The sequence below is a fragment of the Chitinimonas viridis genome (assembly GCF_030409555.1).
Lineage (GTDB): Bacteria > Pseudomonadota > Gammaproteobacteria > Burkholderiales > Chitinimonadaceae > Chitinimonas > Chitinimonas viridis.
The window spans coordinates 545,532-565,165 of record NZ_JAUFPU010000018.1; the positions used below are offsets into that span (position 1 = coordinate 545,532).

At 63.6% G+C, this 19,634-nt stretch carries 18 protein-coding genes; 9 read left to right on the forward strand and 9 right to left on the reverse strand.

What is annotated here, in order from left to right; all coding sequences use genetic code 11:
- Window positions 1–418: 418 nt before the first annotated feature.
- Complete coding sequence (locus tag QWZ03_RS15715) at window positions 419–607, forward strand: hypothetical protein (protein WP_290333582.1); 189 nt, start codon at window positions 419–421, stop codon at window positions 605–607.
- A gap of 57 nt (window positions 608–664) precedes the next feature.
- Here QWZ03_RS15715 and QWZ03_RS15720 read toward each other — a convergent pair whose 3' ends face one another.
- The gene (locus QWZ03_RS15720) at window positions 665–1,198 is read right to left on the reverse strand and encodes a metal-dependent hydrolase (RefSeq protein WP_290333583.1); all 534 of its coding nucleotides are present in this window, start codon (window positions 1,196–1,198) and stop codon (window positions 665–667) included.
- Between the two features lie 235 nt (window positions 1,199–1,433).
- Here QWZ03_RS15720 and QWZ03_RS15725 point away from each other — a divergent pair, with 235 nt between their 5' ends.
- A complete protein-coding gene (locus tag QWZ03_RS15725) occupies window positions 1,434–1,604 on the forward strand; it encodes a hypothetical protein (protein WP_284195237.1) in 171 nt (56 codons plus the stop codon).
- Between the two features lie 74 nt (window positions 1,605–1,678).
- Here QWZ03_RS15725 and QWZ03_RS15730 read toward each other — a convergent pair whose 3' ends face one another.
- The 4 genes from QWZ03_RS15730 to creB all read right to left on the reverse strand — a co-directional run bounded on the left by QWZ03_RS15730 (window position 1,679) and on the right by creB (window position 5,807).
- Window positions 1,679–2,110 (reverse strand): hypothetical protein, encoded by a 432-nt coding sequence (locus tag QWZ03_RS15730; protein WP_290333584.1) that lies wholly within the window; start codon window positions 2,108–2,110, stop codon window positions 1,679–1,681.
- A complete protein-coding gene (gene creD / locus QWZ03_RS15735; protein ID WP_290333585.1) occupies window positions 2,107–3,465 on the reverse strand; it encodes a cell envelope integrity protein CreD in 1,359 nt (452 codons plus the stop codon). The genes QWZ03_RS15730 and creD overlap by 4 nt, the downstream gene beginning before the upstream one ends.
- Window positions 3,466–3,700: 235 nt before the next feature.
- Entirely contained in the window at window positions 3,701–5,125 is a 1,425-nt protein-coding gene (gene creC, locus QWZ03_RS15740; protein ID WP_290333586.1) for a two-component system sensor histidine kinase CreC, read from the reverse strand.
- Window positions 5,126–5,129: 4 nt separating this feature from the next.
- Window positions 5,130–5,807, reverse strand: coding sequence for a two-component system response regulator CreB (gene creB, locus QWZ03_RS15745; RefSeq protein ID WP_284195241.1), 678 nt, complete (start codon window positions 5,805–5,807; stop codon window positions 5,130–5,132).
- A gap of 340 nt (window positions 5,808–6,147) precedes the next feature.
- Between creB and QWZ03_RS15750 the strand changes: the two genes are divergently transcribed.
- From QWZ03_RS15750 to QWZ03_RS15780, 7 genes are all read left to right on the forward strand, one after another.
- Window positions 6,148–6,396, forward strand: a complete 249-nt coding sequence (locus tag QWZ03_RS15750; protein WP_290333587.1) for a hypothetical protein — start codon at window positions 6,148–6,150, stop codon at window positions 6,394–6,396.
- A complete protein-coding gene (locus QWZ03_RS15755) occupies window positions 6,393–7,013 on the forward strand; it encodes a methylamine utilization protein (protein ID WP_290333588.1) in 621 nt (206 codons plus the stop codon). The genes QWZ03_RS15750 and QWZ03_RS15755 overlap by 4 nt, the downstream gene beginning before the upstream one ends.
- Before the next feature lie 14 nt (window positions 7,014–7,027).
- The gene (locus QWZ03_RS15760) at window positions 7,028–9,364 is read left to right on the forward strand and encodes a bifunctional diguanylate cyclase/phosphodiesterase (protein WP_290333590.1); all 2,337 of its coding nucleotides are present in this window, start codon (window positions 7,028–7,030) and stop codon (window positions 9,362–9,364) included.
- 123 nt (window positions 9,365–9,487) lie between these two features.
- Window positions 9,488–10,807: an amino-acid N-acetyltransferase gene (gene argA / locus QWZ03_RS15765; protein WP_284195246.1), complete on the forward strand. Its 1,320-nt coding sequence runs from the start codon at window positions 9,488–9,490 to the stop codon at window positions 10,805–10,807.
- Between the two features lie 421 nt (window positions 10,808–11,228).
- Entirely contained in the window at window positions 11,229–12,047 is an 819-nt protein-coding gene (locus tag QWZ03_RS15770) for a phosphate/phosphite/phosphonate ABC transporter substrate-binding protein (RefSeq protein WP_290333591.1), read from the forward strand.
- 2 nt (window positions 12,048–12,049) lie between these two features.
- A complete protein-coding gene (locus QWZ03_RS15775) occupies window positions 12,050–14,911 on the forward strand; it encodes an EAL domain-containing protein (protein WP_290333593.1) in 2,862 nt (953 codons plus the stop codon).
- 55 nt (window positions 14,912–14,966) lie between these two features.
- The gene (locus tag QWZ03_RS15780; RefSeq protein ID WP_290333594.1) at window positions 14,967–16,190 is read left to right on the forward strand and encodes an MFS transporter; all 1,224 of its coding nucleotides are present in this window, start codon (window positions 14,967–14,969) and stop codon (window positions 16,188–16,190) included.
- 28 nt (window positions 16,191–16,218) lie between these two features.
- Here QWZ03_RS15780 and QWZ03_RS15785 read toward each other — a convergent pair whose 3' ends face one another.
- The 4 genes from QWZ03_RS15785 to QWZ03_RS15800 all read right to left on the reverse strand — a co-directional run bounded on the left by QWZ03_RS15785 (window position 16,219) and on the right by QWZ03_RS15800 (window position 19,564).
- Window positions 16,219–16,410: a hypothetical protein gene (locus tag QWZ03_RS15785; RefSeq protein WP_284195250.1), complete on the reverse strand. Its 192-nt coding sequence runs from the start codon at window positions 16,408–16,410 to the stop codon at window positions 16,219–16,221.
- A gap of 64 nt (window positions 16,411–16,474) precedes the next feature.
- Complete coding sequence (gene murU, locus QWZ03_RS15790; RefSeq protein ID WP_290333595.1) at window positions 16,475–17,170, reverse strand: N-acetylmuramate alpha-1-phosphate uridylyltransferase MurU; 696 nt, start codon at window positions 17,168–17,170, stop codon at window positions 16,475–16,477.
- A gap of 1 nt (window position 17,171) precedes the next feature.
- On the reverse strand, window positions 17,172–18,212 hold the full coding sequence (gene ltaE, locus QWZ03_RS15795) for a low-specificity L-threonine aldolase (protein WP_308447575.1): 1,041 nt from the start codon (window positions 18,210–18,212) through the stop codon (window positions 17,172–17,174).
- Window positions 18,213–18,544: 332 nt separating this feature from the next.
- Window positions 18,545–19,564, reverse strand: a complete 1,020-nt coding sequence (locus tag QWZ03_RS15800; RefSeq protein WP_290333596.1) for an aminoglycoside phosphotransferase family protein — start codon at window positions 19,562–19,564, stop codon at window positions 18,545–18,547.
- Window positions 19,565–19,634: the final 70 nt, after the last annotated feature.

The window sequence follows — 19,634 nt, forward strand, 5'->3', positions numbered from 1 at the left end:
ACCGACGCAAGCTCCCTTCCGCATTCCGCCCAAAGGCATAGCCTGCAGGCAAACCGTGATCAGGCCATGGTCAGACGCGCGACAACGCACACTGGGGCGCCACGCCATGCTGCCAGACGGTCGCCCTGACATCGCATCGCATGATCAAGGCAGACTCAACTCGCCATCCTGCAACCGCACCCACTGCCTAGCCACCTATCGTGCCTTGCACTAGTGGCAACCGTGCCCGGCCTAACGCGGTTGGATGTGCAATCGCCCTGCCATCCATCTCCTGCTAGCCCATGCCGTGTCATTTATCCGGCCAGCTTGTAGTTCGTCCCCCGATTTCTGCATATCGTCGCCTTCCGCGTTTCTTGCGTGCTGGCTTTTGCCAAGATACGCCTATCGAAACACAACGCCACTACCAAGGAGCTACACCATGAAGACCCAGACCCAAGACCTGATCGTTCGCCTGACTACCGCTGCTTCCGTTGCCATGGTCATGCTGGTTACCCTGCAAGGCATAGGCAATGTGTCGCAGCACCGCATCGAACGCAGCCTGGCCCAGGACGCAGCGAAGACCGCTACTGTGCAACTGGCCCGCGCCACCAACCAACAGCAGGCCTGATCATGTGCAGCCAGGCAGGAGCCGGCAGGTACACACGCCTCGCCCTCCTGCCACCCACTAGCTACGCCGCCACGGCACGCTAGCCCGCCATAGCAGCAACATCGCCGTCAAGGCTGCGCAAGGCAGCCAGATCCAGACGAATTCGGACTGCACCACCTCCCAGCCCCGCGCCGACCAGAACCGCGACCAGCCTATGGGCGATACCTCGATCGGGCGCCAGCCGGCAAACCAGCGCGTATCCGACCAGGGCCAAAGCAAGGCCACGCCCTTGCCGCCGTCGGTCAGGCTATCGAGCAAGCCGTGTGACGCCATGGCGAAGAACAGAAACCACCACGCCCACGCATTGCGCCAGCGCGCCACCACCCCACAGGCCAGCCCCGACACGATCAATGCCGTCAGCAGTGCATGGCTGGCGCCACGATGACCCAGGTTGTCGCTGTAGGGGATGCCCAGCTTGAAGGCAATCACATCGGCATCGGGCAAGACAGCGGCCAGCATACCCTCCAGCAGCAGCACAGGCGGTACCCGGTTACGCCCCAAACCCAGGCCGACGGCCAGTGGCAATAGGGCGTGGCTGAAGATAGTTGGCATGAATTTAATGCTCCGAGAGGTCTGCAGCACTATCTGCCGATAGCCTGCGACAGTAATGCAATCCCTTGTTTTCAATCATGGCAGGACAAAGGCGCGGGCTACTTCCCTGCAATTTGTCAGGCCTGCCCGTAGTTCATCCCGCCGTTCCTGCATACCGTCGCCTTTCGGATTCCCTTTGCCTTGGCATTTGCCAAGATACGTCCATCGAAACGCAACGCCATCCAGGAGCCACACCATGAAGAGCCAGACCCAAGACCTGATCGTCCGCCTGAGCGCCGCCGCCGCAGTTGCCGTGGCCATGATGCTGACCCTGCAAGGCTTCAGCGCCGTCTCCCAGCATCACTTCGAACGCAGCCTGGCCCAGCATGATCAGCCCGCAGCTGCCCAAACAAAGGCCCAGGCATGAGCCAGCAGCAGGGATGGCGCTAAACACCATCCCTTCGCCATGCCGAGGCTCAGCGCTTCAATGCCTGCCCGGCATCAACACGGTGGCCGTCTCGCATCGGCCAGGCCAGTAGGCTCGTCACCCCAGCTTTTTGCCATCTGCCGACATTGCTGCTGTTGCATCCGTTGCTCCTCCACCTTGCCCGCCACCACCGCATAACCTATGGCCAGGGGGAAGTTGGCCAGCAACAGGCCCAAGGCCACCCCCATCCCCGGCAGGGTGCGCCCGGTTTGCAGGTAGAGTGCATACACCAGGCCCAGGCCGGCGCCGAACAGGGCGATGCCCAGCACCACGTTCAGCCCGCCCAACAAAGGCAGCAGATTGCTGCCCGTCGCCACCCAGCCCAGCAGTATCAAGCTGCCAGCCAGCATGGGCAGCAAGCCACACCATTGTGCTGCCTTGACCAAGCGCCGCCGGCTTTGCTCCTGCCGCCGGGTATCCACATAGCTCATGCTGATCGCACTCATGCTTCGCTCCCTTGCGCGACCTTCACGTAATCGGCCGAGTTATCCGAGCCCAGCTCATACCAGTCCAGCTTGCGGGTCAGCACCATGACTACCGTCAGCAGGCCGAAGATCAGCAGTGAACCCAGCAGCAGGGCAAAGTCCTCGGAGCACAGCAGCAGGTAGAGCATGCCGTACAAACCACTCAGCAGCGCTGCAAACCCCAGGCCACGCCAGCGGCTGCCCAGCGCATGGCTGGCATAGAAACCGTTCTGTAACACGCAGGCTGCCGCCGCCAGGGCATAGGCCGGGGCAAACTGCAGTTGCTCGGCAAATGACAGCAGCAAGAGGAAGAACACCGCCAGAGACAGCCCCACCAGACCGTACTGCACCGGATGTATGCTCACCCGCTTGAGTACCTCAGTCAGGAAGAAGGTCGAGAAGGTCAGGAACACGAACAGAAAGCCATACTTGCCGGCCCGGTCGGACTGCAGGTAGACATCCACCGGGTCGATCAGGCGCACACCCAGGCTGCTGCTGTTCATGGCATCGCATTCGGCGCTGATGGCGCACTGGTCAAAGCGCTCGTTCAGGTTGCTGGCAAACCAGCTGGTACGCCAGCGGGCGGTAAATCCCTCGTCACCGGTCTTGCGCATCTCTGGCAGAAAGCGGCCGACAAAGCTTGGATGCCGCCATTCCGACTGCAGCGACACCTCGGTATCCCGCCCCAGCGGCAGCACATGCAGGTCATCCATCCCGCCCAGGCTCAGGCGGAAGCTGAAGGGCACACTGGCGGCCACCCCGGTGTGGCGCGGCAGGCTGGCATGAATGCCGCCCCCCAGTGCCTTGAGCCGGGTACCCGGTGCAAACTGGGTGGTGCCGCCCGCCCACTGCGCAATCGGGCTGGCCTTGATGCCACGCACGTCCTCTATGCCGACGCTGAGATAGGGCTGGCCCCACTCTATCGGGCCTTCGCCATCACGCTGCACCAGATCCGGCAGCTTGAACAGCCCAGTCACCGTCAGGTCCGCCATATAGCGGCGGGTCTGGTAGATGCCAAGCTGCAGGGGCTCGGTGCCCAGCTTGCCGGCCACCGCCAGCTTGTCCGGCAACACCCGTATCTCACGCTCGTGCCACACCGTGCGGACGGTGCCGGCTGCGGCATTCACGGTTTCTGTCACCTGCTGCCGGTAGGGCAGCACCCACACGGGTCCGCTCAGCGTCTGGCTGCCTGCCGTACCGTCAGCAATCGACCGCAGCGCATCGGCACGGTAGGCCTGCCGCTCGGCCACCAGGCCCCGCACCATGCTCAGCGGGATCAACAGCAGCAAGGCCAGCACCGCCACTGCCAGCAATTTCCACATCATGGATCTGGACATCTTGTAACTCCCCTTTGAATAACGGGAGCCAGTGTGACCAGCCCATGTGCGCTGACGATGTGCTGTTTGTGAAGTTGTATGAAGTCGCGCCGGCCACTTGGCATAGACCAGCGGGTCAGATGGGTAGCGCGGTATCAGGACAAGGTTGCCGCCGGCGCCGCCACCAAGCAGCCAGATTGGCCAGGCGCCTGAGCAGCGCCTACCTGCACCACATCGTTTGTGCCCATGAAGCCGCTCACCCTGGCAGTAGCAAGGTCGCCACTGCGCCGCCCTGCGGGTGATTGACCAGACTGATGCTGCCGCCATGCAGCGCCGCCACCTCTTGCACCAAAGGCAGGCCCAGACCGGTGGACTTGGGGGCGCCATCAGGGCGCGGCAGCGAGTAGAAGCGCTCGAACACCCTGGCCTGGGCATAGTCGGGTACGCCCGATCCCTGGTCGCGCACACTCAGCGCCAACTGCCCGCCCTGGCGGCTGGCCGTCAGGGTAATCTGGCTACCCGCAGGCGCAAACGCCATGGCATTGTCCAGCAGGTTGGATAGGGCCTGCCCCAGCAGGAAGCGTTCGCCCTTGACCTGCAGCCCTACCGGCACCTGCCGTATGATGGTTTGCTGCCGCGCCGCCAGGGCAATCGCCTTGCTTGCGCAGACTTCCTCGCATAGATCAGCCACTTCGACAGGCTCGACCGCATCCAGCGTTTGCCGGCTCTCCAGCCTGGCCAGTGCCAGCAAACGGTCGATGATCTCGGTCATGCGCTCGGTCTGCTGGCGGATATTGCCGAGGAAACGCGCCTGGTCGTCGGCCGGCATGCTGGGCTCGATCAGCTCGGCCGCCCCCCGTATACCGGCCAGCGGGCTCTTCAATTCGTGGGTCAGGCTGTGCACATAGTGCTCCACATATTGCTTGCCCTCCAACCTGGCGCGCATACCCTCCAGCGCCCGTCCCAGCACCCTCACCTCACGCCCCGACAGCTCGGGCAGGCTGACCCGCTCACCGCGCGCGACAGCATGGGCATAGTCCTCCAGCCGGGTCAGCGAGCGAGTAATCCACCACGACAGCAGCAGGCCCAGCAGCATGCCCGCCACCAGCACGAACACACCCGCTTTGGTCAACCCTGCCAGCGCCTGGTCAAAGAAAGGCTGCACACTGCCGGACTGCTTGGCCACCGTGACCACGCCTATGCGCTGGCCCTGGTGCATGACAGGGGCCGCCACATACATCACCGAGGTGGCCGGGTCGTCTGGGTCGCCCCGGCTGGTGCGGGCACCATAGCGGCCGCGCAGGGTCAGGTAGACATCGTTCCAGCGCGAGTAATCCTGCCCCACGGCCAACTGGTCGGAGTCGTACAGCACCCTACCCTGGGCATCGGTCAGATAGATGCGGTGATTGGGGCGGTCCTTGCGCACCCCCCAGATCTCGGCATTGAGCCGCCGTTCGCTGAAACTGGCCACATTGCGGGCGAAAGTACCCTGGCCGGCAGTATCGGCCACCAGGTCGGCCCGGGCAAACTCAGCCAGCAGGTTGGCAGTGTCCACCAGGGTGTCTTCCATAGATTGGCGCAAAGCCGGCTGCAGCCGCTCGCGCGCCGTATCAAGCAGGAACCAGGCGACCAGCCCTATCATGACGAAGTAGCCGAGAAAGATGCGTATGCCTATGCGCATGGGGCTAGGCCGTCCAGCTCAGGCTATAGCCCAGGCCACGGTGGGTACGGATGGGATCGCAGGCAGGGTCGGCCTCGCGCAGCTTGGCGCGGAGGCTCTTGATATGGGCGTCGACGGTGCGCTCGAAGCTGGCGGCCGGGTCTTGCCAGACAGCATCCATCAGCTGGCTGCGGCTGAACACCCGCTCGGGCTGGGCCATCAACTGGGCCAGCAGGCGGTATTCATAGCGTGTCAGCTCCAGTGGCTGGCCATGCAGGCAGATGCGGGCACGGCCCACATCATGCTGCAGGCCACCGCTGGCTGGTGCTGTCGCCACCGGCGCACCACGCCGCAAAATGGCCTTGATGCGGGCAACCAGTTCACGCGGGCTGAAGGGCTTGACCACATAATCATCGGCACCCAGCTCCAGACCTACCACCCGGTCTATCTCATCGCCACGCGCCGTCAGAAAGATCACCGGGGTAGCATGGCGCTGGCGGAGCTCGCGACAGAGATCAAAGCCGCTGCCATCCGGCAGGCCCACGTCCAGCACCACCAGCGCCGCACCGTCGGCATCCAGCGCCGCCAGTCCATCACGGCCCAAGCCATGCCAGCTCACCTGATAGCCCTCACGCTGCAAGGCATAAACAATGGTGTCGGCAATGGCCGCTTCGTCTTCGATCAGCAGGATACGTTTGCTCATGGTGCCGATTGTAGCGGCTACCCCGGTGACCATGGTGCCCGTCACACCTCGACTACACGGTCGCGGCCAAGTGCGGTCCGGCACCACAAAAGGACAGCTGCACTGCCGAGCTTACGATGACGCAGCGTGGTTTGGCCAAACCCATAAGGGTAACGACATGCGGGCGGCGGTGCTGCCTGCCACCCACAGCGCCGTCCTTGGTGCCATCTGCGGCAGCATCCAGCCGCGCCGTTCCACGCAGGGGGCATGTCCTCTGGGCTAGGCGTCCACTCGCGGGCGGCAAGTTGCGGCCTGACACTTCGGTCTATACTTTGTAAGCCATCCCGCCATGGAGTGCTGCATGCGCCTGACCTCTGCCCTGCTGAGCCTCATCGCCACCCTTGCCCTGCCGGCGTCGGCCGGCACCCTGCATGACAGGCTGGGCGAAGCGAGTGTCGCCGCCATTGCAGCCGAACAGCCAGGCCAACTCAGCAACAGCCCCGGCCTACGCTCGGGTAAGGCTATGCAGCAATTGCATGCCAGCCGCCACATCGCCGAGCTGGCGCGGTTGGCCCCCCTAATGCAGGCTTTGGTGGAGGCAAAACCATGATGCAAGGCGGCTTACCCCGGCTATTGATGGCGCTGTCCAGCCTCTGCACACTGGCCGTACCGGTGGAAATCCAGGTGCAGGATGCCGCCGGCAAGCCGCTGGACGAGGTGGTGGCCTATGCGGAGCCCCTCTCGGCCAAGGCGCCCAAGGGCAAGCTCAGCCATATCATCGACCAGGTGGACAAGGAATTCGTGCCACTGGTGAATGTGGTACAGGTGGGTACGGCGATCAGCTTCCCCAACAAGGACAATATCCGCCACAACATCTATTCCTTCTCGCCCCCGAAGCCCTTCGATCTCAAGCTCTATTCGGGCACGCCCTCCTCGCCTGTGGTGTTCGACAAACCAGGCCAGGTGGTGCTGGGCTGCAATATCCATGACTGGATGGTGAGCTATCTGCTGATCGTCGATACCCCCTGGTTCGACAAGACCGACGCCCGTGGCATGGCCAGGCTGGGCGATCTGCCAGCCGGTGAGTATGAGCTCAAGGTCTGGCATCCCTACCAGGCCAGCGCCGCACCGGCACAGAAGATCAAGCTGGGCGCCGGGGCGGCAAGCGCCTTTGCATTCAGGCTCAAGCTGACGCCACCGCCTGCCTCCGGCAACCATAACTACTGAACCCACTACCCTCCGTGCGCATACGCAGCCTGACTTCCCGCATCGTTGTCTTCTTTACCAGCCTGCTGGCCCTGGTACTGGTCGCCACCTTCGTGCTGGTCAGCGTGGCCAACCTGCGTATTTCGCGCCAGAACGCCGCCCATGAGCTGGTCACTGGCGAGCGCATCTTCCGCCGGCTGCTCGAGCAGCAGGGCCAGCAGCTGACCCAGGCGGTCAGCGCCTTGGCCACCGACTACGGCTTCCGCCAGGCCATAGGTACCGGCGATACCGATACCATCGCCTCTGCCCTGGCCAACCATGGTGGCCGCATCAAGGCCGACCTGGTCATGCTGTCCCGGCTAGACAACACCATACAGGCCGATACCCTCAAACCCGAGCGGGTGGGCAAGTCCTATCCCTTTGTGGACTTGCTTGCCAAGGCCGGCGAGCGGGGCGGCGCCAGCGGCATAGAGCGCATAGATGGCAAGCTCTATCAGTTGGTGGTGGTGCCGATCAAGGCCCCCATCGTCATCGGCTGGGTCACCATGGGCTTCGAGATCAACGACGAGATCGCCGCCGACCTGAAAGCCCTGGCAGGCCTGCAGGTGTCTTTCCTGGGCCGCAACCAAGGCGGCTGGAACCTGCTGGCCTCCACCCTGCCACCAGCCCAGCGCATTGCTCTCAACGGCACCCTCAGTGACCGGCAGATGGCCGGCCGCCTGGCGCTGGAAGAGGAAGACTACGAAATCCGCCTGGCCAAGCTGGCCGATACGCCGGAAGGCCCCATCCATGCCCTGCTGGCCCGCTCCCTGAAGGAAGCCATGGCCCCTTTCTATGCCTTGCAGGGCACCCTGGTGGTATTGGCGCTGGTTGCCATTGTGGTCTTCCTGCTAGCCGGAATACGCATCGCCAGCCGCATCACCGGCCCCTTGCGCGATCTGGCCGGGGTGGCGGAGCGGATACAGCAGGGTGATTACCAGCAGACACCAGCCACCCAGGACACCCGTGAAATTGCGCAGCTGGCCGGCAGCCTGGCCCATATGCAAACCGCCATCGCCGAGCGCGAAGCCGAGATCACCAAGCTGGCCTTCCAGGACCCGCTGACCGGCCTGCCCAACCGCGTGCGCTTCAACCAGTTGCTGGACGAAGCCATCGCCCGCGCCCGCGAGCACGACGACAGCCTGACGGTACTGCTGATCAATCTCGACCGCTTCCAGCAGATCAACGACACCCTGGGCCATCCTACCGGCGACCGGGTACTGGCCTTGGTCGGCGAGCGCCTGCGCGAGGCGGTCCGCTTTGAAGACCAGGTGGCGCGGCTGTCGGGTGATGAGTACGCCGTACTGCTGCCCGGTGTGCAGGTTGGGCAGTCGCTGTCCACGCTGGAGCGCATACACCGCACCTTTGACCGGCGCTTCGAGCTGGGTGGCCGCACCCTGGACGTGCGGGCCGGCATGGGTGCCGCGGGCTTCCCCGAGCATGGGCAGAACGCCACAGACCTGCTGCGCTGTGCCGACATGGCCATGTACCGCGCCAAGCGCAGCGGCGAGCCACAGATGCTGTACGACCCCGGCATGCAGAGTTTCCGCGAGGAGCACCTGTCCTTGCTGGGCGACCTGCAGCAGGCGGTGGAACGCAACGAGCTGACCCTCTACTACCAACCCAAGGTCAGCCTGGCCGATGGCCGCGCGGATGAGGCCGAGGCGCTGGTACGCTGGATACACCCTGACAAGGGCTTTATCCCGCCGGGCGAGTTCATCCCCTTTGCCGAACAAACCGGCTATATCCGGGAGGTCACCCGCTGGGTACTGGCCCATGCCATCGCCCAGGCCGGCCAATGGGTGGCAGCTGACCACCCCATCAAGATATCGGTCAACCTCTCCACCCGCGATCTGCTGGACCCCGGCCTGCCCGACCAGGTAGCTGCCCTGCTGGCGCAGCACGCCATGCCGGCGCAGTATCTATGCCTGGAGATCACCGAAAGCGGCCTGATGGAAGACCCGAGCCGCGCCCTCGATGTGCTGAACAGGCTGCGCGCTCTGGGCTTGTCGCTGGCCATAGACGACTACGGTACAGGCTATTCCTCGCTGGCCTATATCCGCCGGCTACCGGTGACCGAGCTCAAGATAGACCGGGCCTTTGTGATCGAGTTGGCGCACAACGACGGCGACGCCCAGATCGTGCAGTCCACCATAGACCTGGGCCACAGGCTGGGGCTCAAGGTGGTGGCCGAAGGCGTGGAGGACCAGCCCACGGTGGCCATTCTGGCCCGCATGGGCTGTGATCGCATACAGGGTTATGTGTTCGGCAAGCCCATGCCGGCCGATGCCTTTGTGCGATGGCAGCAGGAACATGCCGCCAGCCCGGCCTGACGAGGGATTCCCCTTGTTGCAAGCGCACAAAACAAGCCCCATAAAGCCCGTGGATCACGGGCTTTTTTTGTTACTCTTGGCCCCGTCCCTACCCCGCCCTCGTTGCTCCGGAGCGCTTACCCCATGCCCGATATCGGCTCCCCCGAATTCGTCTTCTGGTTTCGCCAGGCGGCCCCCTATATCCATGCCTTCCGCAACCGCACCTTTGTGGTGGCCTTCGGCGGCGACCTGGTACGCGACGGTGATTTTGTCAGCCTGGCGCATGATCTCAACACCCTGGTCAGCCTGGGGGTCAACCTGGTATTGGTGCATGGCGCCCGCCCCCAGATCAATGCCCGGCTGCAGGAAGGCGGCCTGCCCTGCCGCTTCGAGCAGGGCATACGCATCACCGAGCGTGAATCCATCTCCGCCGTCCTGCAGGCCATAGGCCAGGTACGTTTCGAGATCGAGGCCGGGCTATCCATGGGCCTGGCCAACTCGCCCATGGCCAATGCCGATATCCGGGTGGCAGGTGGCAACTTCGTCACCGCCCAGCCCATGGGCGTGCGCGAGGGCGAAGACATGCAATACAGCGGCGAGGTACGCAAGCTCGACGTCGCCGCCATGCGTGACCGGCTGGAGTTCGGTGAGACCATCTTGCTGTCGCCGGTCGGCTACTCCCCCACCGGCGAGGCATTCAACCTGACGCTGGAGGATGTGGCCACCACGGCAGCCGTGGCGTTGCAGGCCGACAAGCTGATCTTCCTGCTGGACCAGCCTGGCGTGGTCGACGAAAACGGCCACCTGCACAACGAACTGACAGCCGCCGAGGCCGAACGCTTTGTGCGCGAAGAGATACGCGTTACCGACGATATCGACTTCTACCTGCCCTGCTGCATACGTGCCGTGCGCCACGGCGTAGCGCGCGCCCACCTGATCTCGCGCCACCTGGACGGGGGCCTGCTGACCGAGCTGTTCACCCACGAGGGCATAGGCACCATGATCTCGCGCGAGCCGCTGGAGACCCTGCGGCGCGCCACCATCGACGACGTCGGCGGCATTCTGGCGCTGATCGAACCACTGGAGGAGCAAGGGGTGCTGGTCAAGCGCAGCCGCGAGTTGCTGGAGCGCGAAATCGAGCGCTTTGCCGTACTCGAGCATGACCGCAAGATCATCGGCTCGGTGGCACTCTATACGTTCGAGGACAGCGATATCGCCGAACTGGCAGGCCTTGCGGTCCATCCCGACTACCGTGACGGTGGGCGCGGTGAACAACTGATGAAGCACGTGGAACGCGAAGCCCGCCGGCTCAAGCTCAAGCAGTTGTTCGTGCTGACCACCCGTACCGCCCACTGGTTCGTGGAACGTGGCTTCAAGCTGGCCGACGTGGAAGTACTGCCCATGAAGAAAAAGGCCATGTACAACTGGCAGCGCCGCTCCAAGGTGTTTATCAAGGCACTGTGAGCGCACCCGCCAGCAAGCCAAGCCCTTGCAGGGAGATGACGGCTTGAGCCGGTGCCAGGGCACCCCTGGCGCTGGCCGTCGCCCCAGCCTGATCCATGGGCCTTCCCCTGATTACCACCTCCCGCCCTCGCTGGTTCGGGAGTGAAGTCGGCAGCCGTATTTCAGCTCATCACAGCTGTCGAGTCCGGTGTCAGGCTGAACAAGTACTGGTCGGATACTGTCTGATTTTCCCCGCACCCGGCGCAAGGCAAGCCAGGCAAGGGATTGCCCTCTCCCCACCGCGCTGACCGCCGTACCGGCCTGCTTGATAGGTCTCCGTGGCGGCCGAGCATCTGCTAGGCTTGTTCTAATCGGCATTGCTGCGCAGGAGGCCCCTGGCCCGGCCTCCCCTGCGCCGCGCACAAGCCCAGGGAGACAATCCATGTACAGGTGGCTTTGCCTATGCGCCATCATCGCCAACAGCTTTTTTGCCCATGCCGCGGGTAAGGAAGTCAGCATAGGGCTGGAGCCCTATTTCACCCCACGCCTGCTGATTTCCAGTTTCCAGCCGCTGCGCGATGCCTTGCAGACCAGCCTGGGCCAGCCCGTGGTGCTGCTGACCGCGCCCGACTATCGCCAGTTCGTCCGCCGCATGGAGGCGCAAGAGTTCGATATTGTCGTCATCGGCCCCCATACCGCCCGCTATGCCGAACAACTGGCCGCCTACGTGCCCACGCTGATAGGCCGCAGCAAGCTGATAGGCCTGGTGGTAGTGCAGCGCGAAGGCAGTCTCCGGCAGGTCAGCGAGCTGGGCGAGGTCACCGTGGCCATGCCCGATCCGCTCACCGCCACGGCCATGCTGGGCGAGGAATGGTTGCGCAAGCAGAACCTCAAGCCCGCCCTGCGCTATTACGATTTCCACAATGCTGCCGCCATGGCCGTGATACGCAACGATGCCCAGGCCGCCATCGTCAACAAGACCGCCTTTGCCAATATGCCTCCCGATATACGCGACAAGCTGCGCGTGCTGGCTGAGACCCGTACGCTGCCGCATATGGTGGTCTTGATCAGTACCCGGCTGGACGCCGCCACCCGTAAACGCTATGCCGACACCCTGGCCAACTTCGTCAACTCACGCGAACACGGCGAAAGCTTTGCCGGCAAGATAGGTTTCGCCGGTGCCGATCCAGTCAAGGAAGGGGAACTGAATCAGGTAGAGCCCTTTGTGGTCGAACTCAAGCGCCGACTGAAAGCCGAGTAAGCATGCAGGTTCCGTTTTTCCGTACCCTCCGGGCCAGACTGGTGCTGGCCATCTTGCTGGTGCAGTTCGCCGTGCTTGGTGTCCTGCTTACCAACGTCAATCGCGTCTGGTCCGACATGGTACTCAGGGCTACCGATGTACGGGTACAGGAACTGGCTCGCCTGCTCAATGCCGCACTGGCGCCCCCCATGGCCTCGCTGGACTACGCCCCGGCAGCCGAGCTGCTGGACGGGGTACGCACTCCCGAGGGCATTGATTACCTGGTGCTGTTCGACCGCCAGGGCAAGGTCGTCGCCAAGCGGGGCTGGGATGCCGAGCCGGGTAGCGGCACGCCGCTGCCGCCACCGGACGACCTCAAGCAGCTGAATGATGGTCGCGATATCCCACCCATCGTGCATGCCAGCACCCCCATAGAATTGGCTGGCCAGCAATATGGCCTGCTGCGATTCGGCATCTCGACCGAGTTGCTGCGCGAATCGGTCGATCGCATTGTCTGGCAGATCGCCTCGGTGGTGGTGGTGGGCGCCGTCGTTTCCGCCCTGCTGTTGGCCTTGATCGGCTTTTGGCTTACCCGCCGGCTCTACCATCTGATTGACGCGGCAGAGCGGCAGACGGCAGCAGGCACGCCCGAACGCATACTGGTGGAAGGGGATGACGAGGTCAGCCAGTTGGCTCAGCGCTTCAATCAGATGTCGACCGGCATACAAGAGCGGCTGGATGCGCTCAAGCAAAGCGAGGAGAAATTCCTCGCCATCGCCGACTACACCTATGGGGTGGAGCTCTGGCTGGACCCGGAAGGCAAGCTGGTATGGGTCAACGCCTCGGTCACCCGCCTGACTGGCTATACCGTGCGCGAATGCATGGACATGCTGAACTTCCCGGTGCCACTGGCCGCACTGGAGGAGCGTGGCAAGCTGGGCGCCGCCGTGCAACAGGCCCTGCAAGGTACTGCCGGCCAGGATTTCGAATTCCGTGCCATGCGCCGCGACGGCAAAACCTTCTGGGCCGCTATGAGCTGGCAGCCCATCTACGATGCCCAGGCCAACTACCGGGGCATACGAGCCTCCATCAACGACAACAGCCAGTTCAAGGAAGACCGCCTGGCACTGAAGCGTGCCGTCTACGAGCTGCAGCAGTCCCAATCGCTGAACCAGACCTATCTGTCGCGCGCCGAAGGCGAGCGCGCTCGCCTGACGGCACTGTTGTCGGCCATGCGCTTTGGCGTGCTGTTCGTCGATAACGACAACCTGGTGGTATTCCACAACCCCGCCTTCAAGACGCTATGGCTGATAGACGACAGCACCCCCATCATCGACAAGCCCATAGGCCAGGTGCTGCAGACGGCGCTGAACCGGCCGGCCAACTATGATTTCGGCACCCACCTGGAGGCCAGCGAGGCCATGGCAGCCATGGATGTCTACCCCGGCGACCTGACCATGAACGATGGCCGCATCGTCACCCAGCACTGCTACACCGTGCGGGACGAGACGGGTATCTTCACCGGCCGGCTCTGGGTGTACGAGGATGTCACGCAGGAGCACTTCCTGAACGAGCGCATGGTGTTCCTGGCGGAACGCGATGCCCTAACCGGCCTCTATAACCGCCATGCCTTCCAGGAACAGCTGACCCGCATGCTGGCCGAGGCGGAACGTAGCCAGGATGCCCTGGCCGTGCTGTATTTCGACCTGGACGAGTTCAAGTACGTCAACGATACCTTTGGCCACGGCGCCGGGGACGAACTGCTCAAGCGGGTGGCGCAGGAAATATCAGGCCAGGTGCGGCGCAATGAGTTCTTTGCGCGCCTGGGCGGGGATGAATTCGCCATCCTGGTGCCCAATGGCAGCGAAGTGGAGGTCAGCCATCTGGCCGGCCGCATCGTGCAAACGGTGTCGGGCATACAGCTGAATGTGGACAACCAGCCCCTGCGGCTGTCATCCAGCCTGGGCGTGGCCATGTATCCGCAGCATGCCGAGAATGCCGAAGACCTGGTGGCACACGCCGATACCGCCATGTACCAGGCCAAGTCTGCCGGCAAGGCAACCTGGCGCATGTATCAGGCCGAGCGCGATGCCAGCCGCGAGATGGTGAACCGCCTCACCTGGAACGAACGTATCCAGCAGGCACTGGAGCACGATGGCCTGGTACTGTACTTCCAGGGCATCTACGAAGCCAGGACGCTGGAGGTGGCCCACCTGGAGGCGCTGGTCCGCATGAAGGACAGCAACAACCCCGGCCAGATCATTCCGCCTGGTCACTTCATTCCCCACGCCGAGAAGAGCGGCAAGATACTCGACATAGACCGCTGGGTCATAGGCCAGAGCATACGGTTGCTGGCCAGTAATCCCCACATGCCGCCGGTGGCAGTCAACATCTCCGGACGCAGCTTCGACGAAACCAGCCTGCCCAGCTATATCAATGATTTGCTACAGGAGCATGAGGTCAGGCCTGAGCGCTTGATGGTGGAACTGACCGAAACGGCTGCCGTCAGCGATATGCGCGATGCGCAGCGCTTTATCGAGGCTTTGCGCGCCACCGGCTGTACCGTCTGCCTGGATGACTTCGGAGCGGGCTTCTCCTCCTTCGCCTATCTCAAGCACCTCAAGGCCCATGTGCTGAAGATAGACGGCCTGTTCATCCGCGATCTGCCACGCGATCACGACAGCCAGGTTTTCGTCAAAGGCATGGCCGCCATCGCCCGCGACATGGGCAAGCAGACGGTAGCCGAGTTCGTCGAGAACGAGGAAACCCTCAAGATGCTGGTGGAGTTTGGCGTGGACATGGTGCAAGGCTATTACCTCGACAAACCCACGCCAGACCATCCGGCTTTGCAAAATAGCGACTACCAGCTGATGGTCCACCGCTAGCCGGCCAACGCATGATATAAAACCGGGCCGCGCTGCCCTGGGGCAAAATTCCCCCATGCCCGCCATGCCATCTACCCTGCGCCTGATCGCCCCCTTTGCCCTGGGCTATTTCTTTTCCTATGGGCTGCGCACGGTCAACGCCGCCATCGCCCCCAAGCTGATCGCCGAACTGGGCATCAGCGAAGCAGCGCTGGGTTTGATGACCGCGGCCTACTTCCTCAGTTTCGCGGCTGCCCAACTCCCCATCGGCATCGCCATCGACCGTTACGGCCCACGCCGGGTCAACGCCCTGCTGCTGCTGGTCGCCGTGGCCGGCTGTGGCCTGTTTGCCGTGGGGCGTGCCGAATCCACCCTGCTCCTGGCCCGCGCCCTGATCGGCCTGGGTGTATCGGGCGCCTTGATGACAGCGATCAAATCCAATGCCCAATGGTTCGATCTGCACCATCTGCCCGCCATGAATGCCTGGGTCCATGTGTGGGGCTTGCTGGGTGCGGTGGCCTCCACCGTGCCCATCGCCTGGCTGGTCGGGGTGGCCGGCATACCCGGCGCCTTTATGGCCGCAGCCGCCGTGGGGCTAGCGGCCAGCCTGCTGCTGTGGGGGTGCTACCCCGACAAGCCACAGGCCGGCCCAGCCGAAACCCTGGGCCAGAACCTGGCGGGAACCTGGCGGGTGTTCCGTGCGCGCGAATTCTGGAGCCTGGCCACCGTGGCCTCCATCGCGCTGGGCTCGCACATGGCCATGCAGGGCCTGTGGGTAGGGCAATGGCTACGCCATGTGCGACTGTTGAACGAGGCGGACGTGACCCAGGCACTGTTCTGGATGATGGTGGCGGGGGCGGTAGGCGCGCTGGGCTGGGGGCAGGTAGCAACCCGGCTGGCACGCCACGGCGTTGCACCGCTGAGCGTCTATGGCGCGGCCTGTGGCCTGCATGTACTGACCCTGCTGCTGCTGGCCGCCAACCCGGCCCTGCCAGCGGCCTGGCTGACTGCTGCCTACGCCCTCACCGGCATGGGAGGTAGCCTTTGCTATGCGGTATTGACGGCACGCTTTCCCATTGCACTGGCTGGCCGCGCCAACACCTCGGTCAATCTGCTGATCTTTGTGGTGGCATTTGGCGTGCAGGCCGGCGCCGGCTTTGCCCTGCACAGCCTGGAACATCGCTGGAATCTGGACACAAGCGCAGCCTACGCCACCCTCTTGGGCGGCCTGGCACTGCTGATCACAGCAAGCCTGCTATGGGCTTTGCTGGACAAACGCCACCAGCCCAGCCCAGCGTAGCCGCGCCGGCCAGGTGCGCCGCAATCAGTCAGGATGCCGGCTGCTGTGCTACCGGCTGGCGTATGGTGGGATAGTGCACCCAATGAACCTGGCCACCACCAATACGGGCACCACGATTCACCGCATCCACATACTTGGCATCCACCACATACTCATAGTCGGTGTGGGTCGCACAGCCCGTCAGCAGGGCGGCCATGGCCGCAACAATCAGCAAGCGCATGATGTTCTCCCGGATACCGCAAGTGGCATCCAGCTCCCAGACTAGGCGCTTGTCCGGCAGGCTATCAAGACACCCGACAAGCGGCGCGGGCAGCCTCCAGCCGCTCTACTGTACCCACATCCAGCCATTGCCCGGCATAGCACTCCCCGGTGATGCGGCCCTCGACCATGCCTGCCAGAAACCAGGGCAGCAAGGGGCCGGGTTGCCCCTTGGGTACGTCGGCGAAGAATGCCGGGGTGTATAGCGCCATGCCACTGAACGTCAGCGGCTGCAGGCCATCTGCGTGGGGTAGCAGCTTGCCATCCGGCTGCAGCGCCAGATCAAAGCCCGTCTTGTAATCGGGCTTGGGCACCAGCACCAGGTGGGCACGCGCCCCGCCGGTCACTGCCAGTTGCTGCGCCTGCGGCTGCAACTGGGCAAACGGATAATCGGTATAGACATCGCCATTGACCACCAGGAAGGGCGCATCACCCAGCAAGGGCAATGCCTGGGCGATACCGCCGGCGGTTTCCAAGGGGACGGGCTCTGGCGAGTACTGGATCTTTACCCCCCAATCGCTGCCGTCACCCAGGGTGGTTTCTATCTGCCGGCCCAGCCAGGCATGGTTGATCACCACCTCGCGGATGCCTGCAGCGGCAAGGCGGCGCAAATGCCAGCCTATCAAGGGCAGGCCGCCCACTTCCAGCAAGGGCTTGGGCGTGGTGTCGGTCAATGGCCGCATGCGCTCGCCCCTGCCTGCGGCCAAGATCATCGCCCGCATCTCAGCGTCCCTCGAAATAGCGGGCGGCAATCGCCAGCGCTGCAGCAACCGCCTGGGCATCCACATCCAGGTGGGTTACCCAGCGCTGGGCCGTACCCACGCTGCTGACCAGCAGGCCCTGTTCGGCCAGATGGGTACTGAAGCCTTGGGCCATACCCGGTTCCAGGTGTACGAACACCATATTGGTCTGGGCCTCCACCGTCAGCCCCGGTAGCTTACGCAAGCCGTCCGCCAGCAGGGCCGCGTTGGCATGGTCATCGGCCAGCCGTGCCAGATTGTGTTCCAGCGCATACAGCCCGGCAGCGGCCAGCATGCCGGACTGGCGCATGCCGCCGCCCAGCACCTTGCGCCAACGGCGTCCCGCCTGGATGAAATCACGCTTGCCCAGTAGCACCGAACCCACCGGTGCCCCCAAACCCTTGGACAGGCAGACCGAGACCGAATCGAAGCCACTGGCGATCTCGGCCGGCGCAACATGGCTGGCCACGGCAGCGTTCCACAAGCGGGCGCCATCCAGATGAGTAGCCAGGCCCAGACCGTGGGCCCAGTCTGTCACCATGCGGACATAGCTGGCCGGTAATACCTTGCCGCCTATGGTGTTTTCCAGCGCCAGCAGGCGGGTACGGGCAAAGTGGGCATCATCGGGCTTCACGGCCCGCTTCAGCTTCTCCAGCGGCAGGCTGCCATCGGCTAGGTTCTCTATCGGCTGCGGCTGTATGCTGCCCAGCACGGCGGCGCCCCCACCCTCGTACTTGTAGGTATGGGCGTCCTGGCCCACCAGGTATTCATCACCGCGCTGGCAATGCACCATCAGGCCTATCAGGTTGGACTGGGTGCCGCTGGGCACGAACAGCCCCGCCTCAAAGCCCAGCAGCTCAGCACAATAGGCCTCCAGCCGCTGCACCGTGGGGTCATCGCCCCAGACATCATCGCCTACCGGCGCCGCCACCATCGCTGCACGCATGGCATCAGACGGCCGGGTCACCGTATCGGACCGGAAATCGTACAGCACGGGGCCGCTTGCAACCTGGGGGTAGCTCATGGCAAATCCTATCAATGGCTTGTTGCTAAATCATGCCGCCCTCATCACCCGGACAGCGCCTTGTTCAACTGTGCTCGCAGCATACTACGCAGAATAGACAGGGACAGAACCGCGACCTGCAGGTTCAAGCCGGCGCCAGGGCCAGCTGTGCCGATGGGCCCAGCGTCTGCGATGAGCGGGTAGCGCTGAACCACAGACGCGCTTCAACAAAGATGGCAAGCACCCGCGAGGGGTGGACTGGCACAGGGTCTACGGGTTGAGAGCCTGTTCAAAGTCTTTTCGCCGCGCGCCGGCCCGCCCACCCATCAATGCCGCAAACGCATGGCCAGCTATCAAAAGGTGTAACCCACGCCCGGCACAAAATCAGTCAGCCGGTTGAGCAGCTTGTACAGCGGATGCAGCTCGGTATAGCGGGCGCAGGTTTCACGCAGATAGGCCACGGCCACCGGCATGTCGTCTATATAGCGCTGCTTGCCATCGCGGTGAGCCAACCGGGCAAAGGTGCCCAACGTCCGTATCTGGCGAAACACGCCCATGATCTCGAACTGTGCATAGAAATCATCAAACGCGGCCGGCACCGGCAAACCGGCCTGGCGTGCCGCCTCCCAATAGCGCACAGCCAGATCCAGCCGGAAATCCTCGGGCCACTGTACGTACATATCCTTCAGCAGCGAAGCCAGGTCGTAGCAGATGGGGCCGACGCGGGCATCCTGGAAATCTATCACCCCAACCCGCTCATCCAGCCCGGTCTGGCGGCTGCCGGTGACGATCAGGTTGCGGCTATGAAAATCGAAATGGATGGCGACCTTGCCCTGCATCTGGGCGCGCGCCACCAGCAGCGCACGGCTGCGCTCCCAGATGGCCAGGTCCTCGCCTGCCAGCGGCTTGCCCAGATGGCGGTCGGCATACCACTCGGCAAAGCGATTGAGGTCTTCCACCATGATCTCGGCACTGTAGCTGGGCAGGCTGGCGACCGGCACATCGCGCTGCAGGGAAACCAGACTGGCGATCACCCAGCGATACAGCACCTCGGCACCGGCCTCATCAGTGGCGGCCAGGGCCATCTGCAGGTCGACCTCGCCTAGATCATCCAGCAGCAGAAAACCTTGCTGCAGATCCTGCGCCAGCACCCGTGGCACCCGCAGCGCGGGTTGCAGCAGGGCGGCTACCTGCACAAAGGGTGTCAGGTCGTTGCGGTCCGGCGGTGCGTCCATCACCATGCGACTGCTGCCATCAGCCAGCAAAACCCGAAAATAACGCCGACTGCTGGCATCGCCTATCGGGTCCGACAGGCTATGGTCACCAGGCAGTTGAGTATGTAGCCACTGACGCAGCGTATTGATTCGATCCATGGGGCGAGTTTGTGCGAAGCGGGAAAGTATGCGATTTTAGCGCACTTCCTATCAGGCTCCCTCCCTGCGT